This is a genomic window from Bacillus sp. FJAT-22090 (genome assembly GCF_001278755.1).
Taxonomy (GTDB): domain Bacteria; phylum Bacillota; class Bacilli; order Bacillales_A; family Planococcaceae; genus Psychrobacillus.
Genome location: NZ_CP012601.1, coordinates 3,143,333 through 3,156,379, shown reverse-complemented (window position 1 = coordinate 3,156,379; position 13,047 = coordinate 3,143,333). Strand labels below are relative to the sequence as shown.

Annotated in this window: 14 protein-coding genes and 1 rRNA gene; 14 read left to right on the top strand and 1 reads right to left on the bottom strand. The window is 35.6% G+C overall.

Annotated elements, in window-relative coordinates; translation table 11 throughout:
- Positions 1–175 precede the first annotated feature (175 nt).
- From rrf to rsmI, 11 genes are all read left to right on the top strand, one after another.
- Positions 176–291 (top strand): 5S ribosomal RNA (gene rrf, locus AM499_RS15850).
- A 628-nt stretch (positions 292–919) separates the two neighbouring features.
- Positions 920–2,341 (top strand): aminotransferase class I/II-fold pyridoxal phosphate-dependent enzyme, encoded by a 1,422-nt coding sequence (locus AM499_RS15845; protein WP_053591110.1) that lies wholly within the window; start codon positions 920–922, stop codon positions 2,339–2,341.
- Between the two features lie 2 nt (positions 2,342–2,343).
- The gene (gene tmk / locus AM499_RS15840) at positions 2,344–2,982 is read left to right on the top strand and encodes a dTMP kinase (RefSeq protein WP_082355287.1); all 639 of its coding nucleotides are present in this window, start codon (positions 2,344–2,346) and stop codon (positions 2,980–2,982) included.
- A gap of 45 nt (positions 2,983–3,027) precedes the next feature.
- The gene (locus tag AM499_RS15835) at positions 3,028–3,357 is read left to right on the top strand and encodes a cyclic-di-AMP receptor (RefSeq protein ID WP_053591109.1); all 330 of its coding nucleotides are present in this window, start codon (positions 3,028–3,030) and stop codon (positions 3,355–3,357) included.
- 24 nt (positions 3,358–3,381) lie between these two features.
- Complete coding sequence (locus AM499_RS15830; protein WP_053591108.1) at positions 3,382–3,822, top strand: YaaR family protein; 441 nt, start codon at positions 3,382–3,384, stop codon at positions 3,820–3,822.
- 72 nt (positions 3,823–3,894) lie between these two features.
- Positions 3,895–4,902: a DNA polymerase III subunit delta' C-terminal domain-containing protein gene (locus AM499_RS15825; protein ID WP_053591107.1), complete on the top strand. Its 1,008-nt coding sequence runs from the start codon at positions 3,895–3,897 to the stop codon at positions 4,900–4,902.
- Positions 4,895–5,725 carry a PSP1 domain-containing protein gene (locus tag AM499_RS15820; protein WP_053591106.1) on the top strand — a complete coding sequence of 277 codons (831 nt, stop codon included), beginning with the start codon at positions 4,895–4,897 and terminating at the stop codon, positions 5,723–5,725. The genes AM499_RS15825 and AM499_RS15820 overlap by 8 nt, the downstream gene beginning before the upstream one ends.
- Before the next feature lie 9 nt (positions 5,726–5,734).
- Positions 5,735–6,097, top strand: a complete 363-nt coding sequence (gene yabA, locus AM499_RS15815; protein WP_053591105.1) for a DNA replication initiation control protein YabA — start codon at positions 5,735–5,737, stop codon at positions 6,095–6,097.
- A gap of 63 nt (positions 6,098–6,160) precedes the next feature.
- Positions 6,161–6,907 carry a tRNA1(Val) (adenine(37)-N6)-methyltransferase gene (locus tag AM499_RS15810; protein ID WP_053591104.1) on the top strand — a complete coding sequence of 249 codons (747 nt, stop codon included), beginning with the start codon at positions 6,161–6,163 and terminating at the stop codon, positions 6,905–6,907.
- Positions 6,894–7,196 carry a GIY-YIG nuclease family protein gene (locus tag AM499_RS15805; protein WP_053591103.1) on the top strand — a complete coding sequence of 101 codons (303 nt, stop codon included), beginning with the start codon at positions 6,894–6,896 and terminating at the stop codon, positions 7,194–7,196. The genes AM499_RS15810 and AM499_RS15805 overlap by 14 nt, the downstream gene beginning before the upstream one ends.
- The gene (gene rsmI / locus AM499_RS15800) at positions 7,159–8,037 is read left to right on the top strand and encodes a 16S rRNA (cytidine(1402)-2'-O)-methyltransferase (RefSeq protein ID WP_053591102.1); all 879 of its coding nucleotides are present in this window, start codon (positions 7,159–7,161) and stop codon (positions 8,035–8,037) included. The genes AM499_RS15805 and rsmI overlap by 38 nt, the downstream gene beginning before the upstream one ends.
- Positions 8,038–8,099: 62 nt before the next feature.
- Here rsmI and AM499_RS15795 read toward each other — a convergent pair whose 3' ends face one another.
- A complete protein-coding gene (locus AM499_RS15795) occupies positions 8,100–8,375 on the bottom strand; it encodes a transition state genes transcriptional regulator AbrB (protein ID WP_053592248.1) in 276 nt (91 codons plus the stop codon).
- A gap of 344 nt (positions 8,376–8,719) precedes the next feature.
- Between AM499_RS15795 and metG the strand changes: the two genes are divergently transcribed.
- The 3 genes from metG to AM499_RS15780 all read left to right on the top strand — a co-directional run bounded on the left by metG (position 8,720) and on the right by AM499_RS15780 (position 12,990).
- Complete coding sequence (metG, locus tag AM499_RS15790; protein ID WP_053591101.1) at positions 8,720–10,678, top strand: methionine--tRNA ligase; 1,959 nt, start codon at positions 8,720–8,722, stop codon at positions 10,676–10,678.
- A gap of 199 nt (positions 10,679–10,877) precedes the next feature.
- Positions 10,878–11,648 (top strand): TatD family hydrolase, encoded by a 771-nt coding sequence (locus AM499_RS15785; protein WP_053591100.1) that lies wholly within the window; start codon positions 10,878–10,880, stop codon positions 11,646–11,648.
- A gap of 130 nt (positions 11,649–11,778) precedes the next feature.
- Complete coding sequence (locus AM499_RS15780; RefSeq protein WP_053591099.1) at positions 11,779–12,990, top strand: resuscitation-promoting factor; 1,212 nt, start codon at positions 11,779–11,781, stop codon at positions 12,988–12,990.
- The last annotated feature ends 57 nt before the right edge of the window (positions 12,991–13,047 follow it).

The following is a 13,047-nucleotide window of genomic DNA, read 5'->3' as shown; positions in this document are numbered from 1 at the left end:
CGAGCATCAATGTCTTTTATCCAGTTTTGAGTGAACAAGCACTCTAATAAGAGGGTTTCTAGACACGAGTAATTCAAGGAAACGATTGAGAGAGGAAAGGAGCGTACTCAAGTACGTGACTGACCGAACAAATGAAGTTGACGAAGAAGTACGATGTGTATGGAAAGCCGAAGAGTCTAGTGATGATGGCGAAGAGGTCACACCCGTTCCCATACCGAACACGGAAGTTAAGCTCTTCAGCGCCGATGGTAGTTGGGGGTCTCCCCCTGTGAGAGTAGGACGTCGCTGGGCAATTGAAAAGTCGTCACCGAGTAATCGGTGACGACTTTTTTTGTGCGGAAAGAAAAGGCCAAAGGCAAAGAATTGTAGATATACTTGCAAGGAAGAGAGTCTCATAACGTAGGACAGAAGAAAAAATATGTCATCTCAGAGAAAGTGAACTCTTTATAGTGAGAAATGGTCGCTTTCATTATCTAATTGATTGCTTTTAAATTCTCCTTAGTCGCTTATACGACTCATTTGGTTGCTCTAACAGAAAAACTAGTCTCCCTTATCCATAATATTACTGAAATTACTTACGAAGAATCTATCAACGAGTAATTTGTGGCTACTTTTTATTAAAAGTGATGATTGGTCTCGATTTCACAAGAATTGGTCTCGAATTTAAGAATTTAGTCTCGGTATTGTTCAAAATAGTCTCGGTTTCAATAAAATTAGTCTCTTACTGACCTTTAATGGAAAATTTATTAAGGTATTGGATTACATAGTCTAATACTAAACTCGAATATTTATATCCTATAGTATAATGGTCATCTCTTATACAACATGTTCGTTACAGAAGTGAATTTAAAACCGTCTGCTCGTTTGTTCATGTATAATAGAGGAAGGAAATATGATCGAAACAGTGGGGTAATAACGAATGCAAGAGAAACGTCCATTAGTTGAAGCAATGGAAAAATTTCATAAACAAAAAAATGTATCCTTTCATGTTCCTGGACATAAAAACGGATTACTATCTAACTTGCCCGGAGCACTGAAAGAGAGTATGCAGTATGACTTTACAGAGCTTACTGGGTTAGATGATTACCATCATCCTGAAGGAGCAATAAAAGAGGCTGAGAATCTTTTAGCTTTGGCATATGGAACTCAGAATAGCTTTTTCTTAGTAAATGGGACAACTGTAGGAAATCTTGCGATGATTTATGCTATTTGTCAGTTCGGCGAGCAAATTATTGTTCAAAGAAATGCACATAAATCAATTTTCCATGCAATTGAATTAGTAGGGGCAGAACCTATATTTGTTACTCCTGAATGGGATGAAAAAACCAATACGGCATCCTATGTTTCTATGGAAGTTATACATAAAGCACTGGAGGCATATCCTTTTGCTAAAGCTGTTGTACTTACATATCCCAATTACTATGGCGTTGCTTCTTCTGAAATAGAAAGCATTATTAAGCTATGTCATGCAAGTAATATTCCAGTACTTGTGGATGAAGCTCATGGCGCTCATTTTCATGTAAATAGAGGATTTCCGAAATCTGCACTAGAATGTGGAGCTGACGTAGTCGTTCAATCCGCACACAAAACATTACCTGCGTTCACAATGGGTTCCTTTTTACATGTTAATTCTACCTTCATTGATGCAAAAAAAATAAATAATTATTTGAGGATGCTACAATCAAGCAGTCCATCCTATCTTTTGTTGGCTTCTCTAGATGATGCTAGGAGTTATGTAGAAAGATACAATGAGATAGATTTTAAACAGTTTATGTATAAAAGAAAATTATTTATAGAGGCTTTAGAAGCAATCACCCAATTAGAAATAGTACAAGTAGACGACCCGCTAAAGTTATTAATTAGAGTAGATAAGTATTCAGGTTTTCAATTACAGAAAGTATTGGAGCAGCAGAATATTTATGTTGAGTTAGCGGATAGCTATCAAGTATTAATGATATTACCACTTCTAAAAGTGGAGCATGAATATCCTTTTGCTGAAATTAGAAGAAGAATAAAGCATGCAGTAGATGAATTAAGGAAAGAAGTTCCAAACAGTCCGACTATCACTCAATTTGAAAAGCAAAAATCTATTTCCACATTGCATATGAATATTGGTTTATTAAATGAAAAACAAGGCGAATGGATTCCATATGTACGAGCTACAGGAAGGATATCTAAAGCAAGTATAATTCCTTATCCACCTGGTATTCCAATAATGGTGCCTGGAGAGAAAATAACGATAACAATGTTGACTGATTTAGAGGAATGGATGAATAAAGGTGCGTTATTTCAAGGTCAACATCGTCTAGATGAAAAGTTAATATATGTAGTGGAGGAGTAATTGTGAAGAAAAAAGGGTATTTTATTTCTAGTGAAGGTCCTGAAGGTGCTGGGAAAACCACCATCATGAATTTACTAGGCAATAAATTAATAGAAGAAGGCTACGATGTTGTTATGACTAGAGAGCCTGGTGGGATAATGATTTCTGAAAAAATTAGAAACATAATTTTAGATAATAAGCATACAATGATGGATAGCCGTACAGAAGCTTTATTATATGCTGCAGCTAGAAGACAGCATTTAATAGAAAAAGTACAACCTGCCCTAGAGGAAGGAAAAATCGTTATATGTGATCGCTTTATTGATAGTTCGCTTGCATATCAAGGTTATGCGAGAGGGATTGGTGTTGAAGAAATACTAGCGATTAATAAGTTTGCAATTGGTTCAACAATGCCAGATAAAACAATTCTTTTTGATATTGAGCCTAGTGTTGGACTAGCAAGGATCAATGCGCATGATGACCGAGAAAAAAACCGTTTAGATGTAGAAAGTTTAGCTTTTCATGAAAAGGTAAGAGAGGGATATCTATCACTAGTAGATCAATACCCAGAACGGATTCAACTAGTGGATGCGTCACGGTCTTTAGAAGAAGTATTAAATGATGTGTATAAAGTTATAAAAAAGGGAATTAGAAGTTATTAGATAATTCATGTTATAATAGAAAAAAAATAATAGGAGTGAGTATCGATGAAATTGATAGTAGCGGTTGTGCAGGATCAGGATAGTAACCGATTGTCTAATGCTTTAACAAAAGCGAAGTTTAGAGCAACAAAACTTGCGAGTACGGGTGGGTTTCTACGATCTGGAAATACTACATTTTTAATCGGTACCGAGGACTCGTTAGTATCTTCAGCATTAGAGTTAATAAGAGATAATTGTAGAGCACGTGAACAAATGGTTGCACCTGTATCTCCAATGGGAGGAAATGCAGATTCGTATATTCCATATCCCGTAGAAGTGGAAGTTGGAGGAGCTACGGTATTTGTTCTACCGATTGAACAATTCCATCATTTTTGAAAATGAGGGAAGGGGTAGAAAAGATTGAAAATTAATCAAGACTTACGAGTAGGAATGGATAAAATCCGAAAAGACACTACTCTAAACAATACACAGTCTGCAAAATTTGGACAAATGGTAGTAAAGCATGATCAAAGAATGCAGACCGAGACAATGACTAAGTTATTAGGGGACATTTCAACAGCGGGCGATCGTCTTGCACGTTCAAGAAATTTACGTGACATGGCAAAATTTAAAATGCTAATACGAAAATTTTTACATGAAGCCGTGGATTTTGGTATGGGATTAAAACAATCGCATACTTGGAATCGTTTTGGTGAAGGTAGAAAACTGAAAATTGTTGAGACAATTGACGAAAAATTAGTAGAGTTAGCAGAAGAGATTCTTAACCAAGAGAAAAGCTCCATTGATTTATTAGACAAAATTGGAGAGATAAAGGGTCTACTTATTAATCTATACACGTAGATTTCCCGTGTTTTCGCAGTACGCGAGACACGGGATTTTTTCAAGATTATTTGACCAGAGAGGATGATGGACATGGAAGACTGGTCGATAGAAGGAATAGAAAAATTGCAACCTTTCGCTATTAAGCAGATAAAATCTATTGTGACGAAAAATCGAATAGGACATGCTTATATAATTGATGGAGCCAAAGGAACCGGAAAAACAAAGGTAATGCAATTTTTTGTTCAACTCGTTTTATGTGAAAATCCGATAGAAAATGTTCCATGTGAAACATGTCGATCATGTAAAAGACTAAAATCGTATAATCATTTAAATTTTATGCATATAGAACCTGATGGCCAATTTATTAAAAGAGGTCAGATTGATGAGTTAATACATGAGATGAGTAAGACAGCAATTGAAACCGGACGTAAAATATATGTCATTCACCAAGCAGATCAATTAAATTCAAGTGCAGCAAATACTTTGTTAAAATTTTTAGAGGAGCCACAAAGTGAGATTACGGCAATTCTTCTAACAGATAAAGTCCATGCACTTATTCCAACAATTCGGTCTAGATGCCAACAAATCAGCTTAGCTTCCATACCGCAATCTATCTTAAAACAGAAGCTAGTAGAGGAAGGTATTACAGATTCGATGGCTTCTACAGTTTGCAGAATGACTAACTTAGTAGATGAAGCTGTAGAATTAGCAAAAGACGAGCAGTTTGGACTTGCTAGGAAATCAGTGTTAAAATTGGTTGAAGCAAGTGGTAAAAGTGTTCAAGATGCACTAATGTGTATTCAAGAGGATTTTGGTCCACTTCTTAAAGAAAAAGAGCAAGCAGAACAAGCATTAGATTTACTACTGTTCGCCTATCGTGATATAGTAGCAATAAAAGCAAGTCCCATCGCAGAATGCACTTATCCGGACATGAGCCATTATTGGAAGCAAGTTGCACTACATTCAACATATGAGCAACTCTCCCAACAATTAGAAACAATCTTGCATGCAAAACAAAATTTGCATAAAAATATGAACCGGACATTGATGATGGAGCAATTAATGCTAAACTTGCAGGAGGGAAATACTTTTGTATAATGTTGTAGGTGTCCGCTTTAAAAAGGCGGGTAAAATATATTATTTCGATCCAGTGGATTTTCATTTAGAGAAAGATGACTATGTCATCGTAGAAACTGCTAGAGGAGTAGAGTATGGCAAAGTTGTTGTACCGATCAAGCAGGTAGGTGAGCACGATGTTGTGCTTCCGTTAAAGCAAGTAGTTAGACCTTCTAATGAAAAAGATCGAATTCAAGTTGAAGAAAATAGAGTAGAATCTGCTCAAGCTCTAGCATTAGGGACAGAAAAGATTTTGGAAAGAGAACTAGAAATGAAACTTGTGGATGTTGAATATACTTTTGACAGAAACAAGATTATTTTTTATTTTACTGCAGAAGGCAGAGTTGATTTTCGCGATTTAGTAAAAGACTTGGCTTCTGTTTTTAGAACTCGTATCGAATTAAGACAAATTGGTGTACGGGACGAAGCAAAAATGTTAGGTGGCATTGGCCCATGTGGTCGTATGCTTTGTTGCTCAACATTTTTAGGTGATTTTGAACCAGTTTCTATCAAAATGGCGAAAGATCAAAACTTATCTCTGAATCCTTCTAAGATTTCTGGACTTTGTGGTCGACTCATGTGTTGTTTAAAATATGAAAACGATGAATATGAGACAGCCAGAGAGCAAATGCCGGATATTGGCGATAAAGTAGAAACACCAGATGGATTAGGAAAAGTAGTTAGCATGAATATATTAGAAAGAATACTACGTATAGAATTACATGATCCACTTAGAGTATTAGATTACACGTTAGAAGAAATAATAAACCATGCGGAAAATCCGGTACAATGGACGGGGCAATGAGGTGAATGTGTGATGGACCGAAATTTTTTTGATACAATTACAGAATTTGAAAAACAATTAGAGTCCACGCAGCTGCAATTTCGCGCTTTAAAAGAATTTGTAGCGATAATGGTAGAAGAACGTCAAGCGCTGCAGCAAGAGAATAGTCATTTAAGACAAAGACTTGATGAAATGCACGAAAGAGAAGTTTTACTTGAAAAAGCTCAAGAAGAAAAAGATCGACTAAGCAAAAAGGATATTGGAGAGGGCTATGACAACTTAGCACGACTTTACCAGGAAGGCTATCATGTATGTCATGTTCACTTCGGAAGCTCTAGAAAAGAAGAGGATTGTCTATTTTGCTTGTCATTTTTAAATAAACAAAACATCTAATCAATGGACTGATGCCACTCCCAAGTGGGTGTCAGTCTTTTGTTTTGCTGGAGGAATAAAATAATGGAACAATGGATAAAGGACGATGAAAGACTCGATTATTTATTGGCGGAAGAGTTAAGAATCATTCAAAGTCCCTCTGTTTTTTCTTTTTCTTTAGATGCTGTTCTGCTTTCTAGATTTGCATATGTACCAATAAAAAGAGGAAAAATAGTAGACTTATGTACGGGAAATGGAGCAATACCGTTATTTTTAAGTGCTCGTACGGATGCTGAGATAATTGGAGTTGAACTTCAAGAACGGCTAGCGGATATGGCAAAAAGAAGCATTCAATATAATAAATTAGAGGAACAAATTACAATCATAAAGGCAGATGTAAAAGGTATTGCTAATCAAATAGGCTTTGAAAAATATGATGTAGTAACCTGTAACCCACCATATTTCCCTGCACATGAGGCAAGCGAAAAGAATCTTAAAGAACATTTAGCTATAGCAAGGCACGAGATACATCTAACATTGGATGAAGCGGTGCGTTCTGCAAGTGAATTATTAAAACAAGGTGGAAAAGCAGCATTTGTTCATCGGCCAGGAAGACTTTTAGACATTGTGACTTCCATGAGAGCCAACCGTTTAGAACCAAAGCGTATTCGTTTTGTATATCCGAAAGAAGGTAAGGAAGCTAATACCTTATTAATAGAAGGAATAAAGGATGGCAAGCCAGATTTGAAAATCTTACCTCCTTTATATGTATATGGGGAGAACGGTGAGTACACAGAAGAAGTGAAAGAGATGCTTTATGGAAAAGAATGAAAAAGCACATACATTTTACGTGCTAGAATGCAGCGATGGCTCTTATTACGCAGGATATACGAATGATTTAGAAAAAAGAATAATCGTACATAATAAGGGGAAGGGAGCAAAATATACGCGGGCAAAACTCCCAGTATCGTGCATTTTCTATGAACAGTATGAAACAAAACAAGAAGCCATGAAAGCAGAATATGCATTTAAGCAATTCACAAGATCACAAAAAGTACAATATATGGGAGGGCAATTAAAGGATGAAATCTCAAAAATCGACCGAACACGAACAAAGTAGCTGTTTGTATTTAGTTGCAACACCTATTGGAAATTTAGAAGATATGACAATGCGTGCCATTCGAATATTAAAAGAAGTAGATATGATTGCCGCTGAAGATACACGAAATACAAAAAAACTTTGTAATTATTTTGAGATATCTACACCACTTATGAGCTATCATGATCATAATCAACAAGTAGGTGGAGAAAAAATATTGGATATACTTCGACAAGGTAAGCGTGTTGCTTTGGTGAGTGATGCCGGCTTACCTTGTATTTCAGATCCCGGAGCAGACATCGCAGCAAAAGCTGTTGATGAAGGAATTGCGGTCGTTCCTGTTCCAGGAGCAAATGCAGCTCTTAGTGCATTGATTGCTTCAGGATTATCGACCCAACCCTTTTTCTTTTATGGGTTTTTAAGTAGAAATAAAAAAGAACGAAAAGAAGAAATTACAAAGATTCAAAAAAGACAAGAATCCATTATATTATATGAATCTCCTCATCGCTTGAAGGATTCCTTAAAAGATCTACAAGCATTGATGGGGGGGGATCGTAAGATTGTACTTGCAAGAGAACTGACAAAAAAGTTTGAGGAATTTTTAAGAGGTACTATAGACGAAGCAGTAGCTTGGACTGAGCAATCTGAAATCCGCGGGGAATTTTGCATTGTTTTAGAGGGTACAAGTGAAGATTATATAGATGAATCGGAGTCTCCTTGGTGGGAATCTTTGAGTATTGAAGAACACGTAAACTATATAATAGAAGAAAAGCAATATAATTCAAAAGAGGCAATAAAGGAAGTAGCCATTCAAAGAGGTTTATCGAAGAGAGAAATTTATCAAGAATATCATGTGAAATGAATATTAATCTACTAAATAAGTAAACATCCGTATGCCATTTAGGATACGGATGTTTGTTTTTCTTATTTTAAGTTGCTTTGAATTTCTTTAATAAGTAATTCTGCACCTTCTGGGCTTAAAATTAATTTTCCTCCAACTAGACGAAGGTTGTCGTCTGACACTTCACCAGTTACAGCACAAGTCATGTTTGGCATATATTTTTTCAAGATGATTTTGTCATCATCTACATAAATTTCAAGAGCATCTTTTTCAGCAATTCCTAATGTACGACGAAGTTCGATTGGAATAACTACTCGTCCTAATTCATCAACTTTACGAACAATACCTGTAGATTTCATTATTAATTTTTCCCCTCTCACGAGTGCATTTTTTTCGTCAAGATTCGACATAAATCTCTTTGATGTAAACTATCATACCAAGTAATACCATTTCCGTCAATAATTAAATTGCTAGTAAATTATGATTTTTAATAAAAAAATGATATGAAAACCTATGTAATAATAAAAAAACGTTATCTTTTTAGTGAAATAGGAATTATTTTGATATATTAACTATTTAAATGCAATTCATAAATTAGATACTAATTTTCGACAAATGGCTATATTTATTAATTAATTGAAACAATTTCTTCATTTCGATAGAATAAAGAGAAAGTAGAATCAACATTGGAGGCATCCTTACATTGAAAGATCAACAGAAAACATTTTATTTAACGACACCGATTTATTATCCAAGTGGAAAGTTCCATATTGGTACGGCATATACAACGGTGGCATCTGATGCAATGGCACGGTACAAAAGACTTAGAGGTTATGATGTTCGTTTTCTAACTGGGATGGACGAACATGGGCAAAAAATTCAAGAAAAAGCCCAAGAAGCTGGTATGGAGCCTCAAGTATATGTGAATGAAATTGCAGAGGCCGCTAAGAAAGTTTGGGCCTTAATGGATATTTCGTACGATGATTTTATTCAAACAACAGAAGAACGTCACACGAAAGCTGTCGAAAAGATTTTCCAAAAGTTTTTAGATAACGGAGATATTTATAAAGGGCAGTACGAAGGATGGTATTGTACACCTTGTGAGTCTTTTTTCACAGAAACACAATTGGTAGATGGGAATTGTCCAGATTGTGGTCGACCTGTCCATAAAGTGAAAGAGGAATCCTATTTCTTTAATATGAAGAAATATGCTGACCGGTTATTGGCTTATTATGAAGATAATGTAGAGTTTATTGAACCAGAGTCAAGAAAGAATGAAATGATCAATAATTTTATTAAACCTGGCTTAGAGGACTTATCTGTTTCCCGAACTTCTTTTGATTGGGGAATTCCTGTTCCGGGAGATCCGAAGCATGTCATTTATGTATGGGTGGATGCATTAACAAACTATATTACTTCACTAGGATACATGTCTGAGGACGATTCATTGTTCCAAAAATATTGGCCAGCAGATGTACATGTTGTAGGAAAGGATATTGTACGTTTCCATACCATTTATTGGCCAATTTTTTTAATGGCTTTAGATTTACCACTTCCCAAAAAAGTGTTTGCTCATGGATTTATTATGATGAAAGACGGTAAAATGTCCAAATCGAAAGGGAATGTTGTTTATCCAGAAATGTTAGTAGAGCGTTATGGTTTAGATGCAACACGCTACTTCTTATTGCGTGAACTTCCCTTTGGACAAGATGGTGTTTTTTCTCCAGAGTCATTTGTGGAACGAACAAACTTTGATTTAGCAAATGATTTAGGTAACCTATTAAATAGAACAGTTTCCATGATTAACAAATACTTTGATGGAAAAATTCCAGCTGCTTTAAGCGAATCTACAGAATTTGATGAAACGCTTCGCAATTTTGCGAAAGAAACAGTAGAAAAATATGAAACAAGTATGGAAAAAATGCAATTTAGTGTTGTATTAGGTGACTTATGGGCGTTTATTTCTCGCACAAATAAGTATATTGATGAAACACAGCCATGGGTACTTGCAAAAGACGAAGCTTTGAAAGGGCAATTAGCTGCAGTTATGACTAATTTAGCAGAAAGCTTACGACAAATAGCGACATTAACCCAACCATTTATGACGATGGCACCAAAAGAAATAATTTCTCAGCTAGGTTTAAGAGAAGAACTTTTAAACTGGGAACATTTAGGGCATTTCAATGTAATTGAGGATGGAACAGAAGTAATTAAAACAGGGGTTCCAATTTTCCCGCGTCTAGAAGTGGATATTGAAGTTGCCTATATAAGAGAACAAATGAGAGGTTCTGTCCAAACTTCACAAGAAGAGGAACAGCAGGAAGAAGAGTCACAAGCCGAAGAAATTACTATCGATGATTTCTTTAAAGTAGATCTCCGAGTAGCTACTGTTTTAGAATGTGAACAAATTCCAAAAGCGGATAAATTGTTAAAACTTCAATTAGATTTAGGATATGAAAAGAGACAAGTAGTGTCTGGAATAGCACAACATTATAAACCAGAAGATATTATTGGAAAGAAAGTAATTGTAGTAGCAAACTTGAAGCCCGTAAAACTAAGAGGAGAATTATCTCAAGGGATGATTCTTGCAGGCGAAAAAGACGGATATTTAACACTTGCCACTGTGGATCAAAAACTTGAAAATGGAGCTCAAGTAAAATAATTAATAGAAGACCTGTCACAAAATTTGTGGCAGGTCTTTTTTAAAAATAGTATTTTAAAATACTATACCGCTCTAAATTAATTTAAAAAATATACCTAATAAGGTATATATAAGAGGTAATAAACCAAATAACGTGACTTTTTAAATACGTTTTTATAATATGGATTGTAAATGTAATTAACGGGAGGGAAAAGAGAAATTGTTTATAGACACTCATGTGCACTTAAATGCGGATCAATACGATGAGGATCTTCAGGAAGTAATTAATCGAGCTATCGAAGCGAAGGTTCATAAAATGGTTGTAATAGGGTTTGATCGAAAAACAATTGAACGCGCAATGAAGCTTGTAGAAGATTATTCATTTATTTATGCGGTAATCGGGTGGCATCCAGTAGATGCGATTGATTGTACAGAGGAAGACTTACAATGGATTGAAGAACTCTCTGCGCATGAAAAAGTTGTAGGTATTGGAGAAATGGGACTAGATTATTATTGGGATAAGTCTCCTAAAGATGTACAACAAGCATTATTCCGAAAGCAAATACGATTAGCCCAAAAAGTAAATTTACCGATTATCATACATAATCGCGAGGCGACAGAAGATGTAATTCGAATTTTAAAAGAAGAAGAAGCACATCTAACTGGAGGAATTATGCATTGTTTTGGAGGAAGCGTAGAAACTGCTAAACAATGTATCGACATGAACTTCATGATTTCACTTGGTGGTCCTGTAACGTTTAAAAATGCAAAAAAACCTAAAGAGGTAGCAACTGAAATTCCACTAGAATATTTGCTAATAGAAACAGATGCGCCATATCTAGCTCCACATCCTCATCGAGGAAAAAGAAATGAACCATCACTGGTGCCTCTTGTAGCAGAAGAAATAGCAAGATTAAAGGGTATTTCTATTGAGGAAGTAGCGGTTGCAACTACTGAAAATGCAGAGAAGTTTTTTAAGCTTATTGATTAAAAAATGAAAAACTTTTCCGCCTAGTTTAAAAGTATTTTAAGCTTGTTTTGGGTGAATGAAATATCCATAAGAGTTGACAAGCTGAAAAGTACTCTATATAATCACACGAGTGAACAAGGAGGCGTTTTTCATGTCAAATAATTCCATGAAAAACCTGTTCTTTCATTCATTGAGGAGCAAGAAAACATTAGTAACGGTAGCATCATTACTATTGTTTCTTGCAGTGGTTTCTTTCGTTTTATTCGAAGGAACAAAGAAAACCGTTGCTTTAACAGTAAACGGTGAACAACAAGAGATACTAACGCATGCAAATACAGTTGGAGAACTATTAGAACAAAATAATATAGTTGTAACCAACAAAGATTTTTTACAACCCTCAGTGAACACATCAATCAAAAATAATTTAGCGATTGAGTGGGAGCAGGCAAGACAAATAGATATCACAGTGGATGGGAAAAAACAAACAATTACCACAGCTGATGATGTAGTTTCAGAAATACTTGCAAAGGCAAATGTTCCAATAAATGAACATGATGCAATAACACCTGCTGCAGATGCAGAGGTTGGACCGGATAATAAAATTGCAATCGAAAAAGCATTTGAAGTAACACTTTTAGATGGCAAGGAAGAGAAGAAGGTATGGTCCACTTCGACTACGGTCGCTGACTTTTTAAAACACCATAACATTCAAATGAATGATTTCGACCGAGTGGAACGGGAAATGGATGAACTAGTAAGTCCGAATTCTGTAATACAAGTAGTGCGAGTAGAAAAGGTCACCGATGTAGTTGAGGAAGAAACAAATTTTGCAGTTGAAACGAAAAAAGATGACTCGCTACTAAAAGGGAAAGAAAAAGTAGTGCAAACAGGAGAAAAAGGTTCTGTTTCACGAACATATGAAGTCGTAAAAGAAAATGGCAAGGAAGTATCTCGTAACGTAATAAGCGAGAAGATTACAAAAGAGCCGACCAAAAAAGTCGTAGCAGTAGGGACAAAAGTTGTGACTGCTAGTGTTTCTCGAGGAGAAAATTCTTCATCCGACTCCACAGATGGAAAAGAGTTTTACGTAACGGCAACAGCTTATACGGCGAATTGTAACGGCTGTACTGGTGTAACAGCTACTGGTATTAATTTAAAGGCCAATCCTAACGTAAAAGTAGTTGCGGTTGATCCTAGTGTCATACCACTTGGATCCAAAGTATGGGTGGAAGGCTATGGTTATGCAGTAGCTGGAGATACAGGTGGGGCGATTAAAGGGAAAAAAGTTGATTTATTCATACCATCTAAATCGCAAGCCTATGAATTCGGCCGTAAAAAAGTACGAATAAAAATCTTAGATTAAATTTATTTATAATTTACAAACGAGTATCGCATCTTCGGTTACTCGTTTGTATTTGAT

Coding starts and splice junctions, on each gene's coding strand:
- AM499_RS15845 (WP_053591110.1), top strand. CDS start 920: ATGCAAGAGAAACGTCCATTAGTTGAAGCAATGGAAAAATTTCATAAA.
- AM499_RS15835 (WP_053591109.1), top strand. CDS start 3,028: ATGAAATTGATAGTAGCGGTTGTGCAGGATCAGGATAGTAACCGATTG.
- AM499_RS15825 (WP_053591107.1), top strand. CDS start 3,895: ATGGAAGACTGGTCGATAGAAGGAATAGAAAAATTGCAACCTTTCGCT.
- AM499_RS15810 (WP_053591104.1), top strand. CDS start 6,161: ATGGAACAATGGATAAAGGACGATGAAAGACTCGATTATTTATTGGCG.
- AM499_RS15805 (WP_053591103.1), top strand. CDS start 6,894: ATGGAAAAGAATGAAAAAGCACATACATTTTACGTGCTAGAATGCAGC.
- rsmI (WP_053591102.1), top strand. CDS start 7,159: ATGAAATCTCAAAAATCGACCGAACACGAACAAAGTAGCTGTTTGTAT.
- AM499_RS15795 (WP_053592248.1), bottom strand. CDS start 8,375: ATGAAATCTACAGGTATTGTTCGTAAAGTTGATGAATTAGGACGAGTA.
- AM499_RS15780 (WP_053591099.1), top strand. CDS start 11,779: ATGTCAAATAATTCCATGAAAAACCTGTTCTTTCATTCATTGAGGAGC.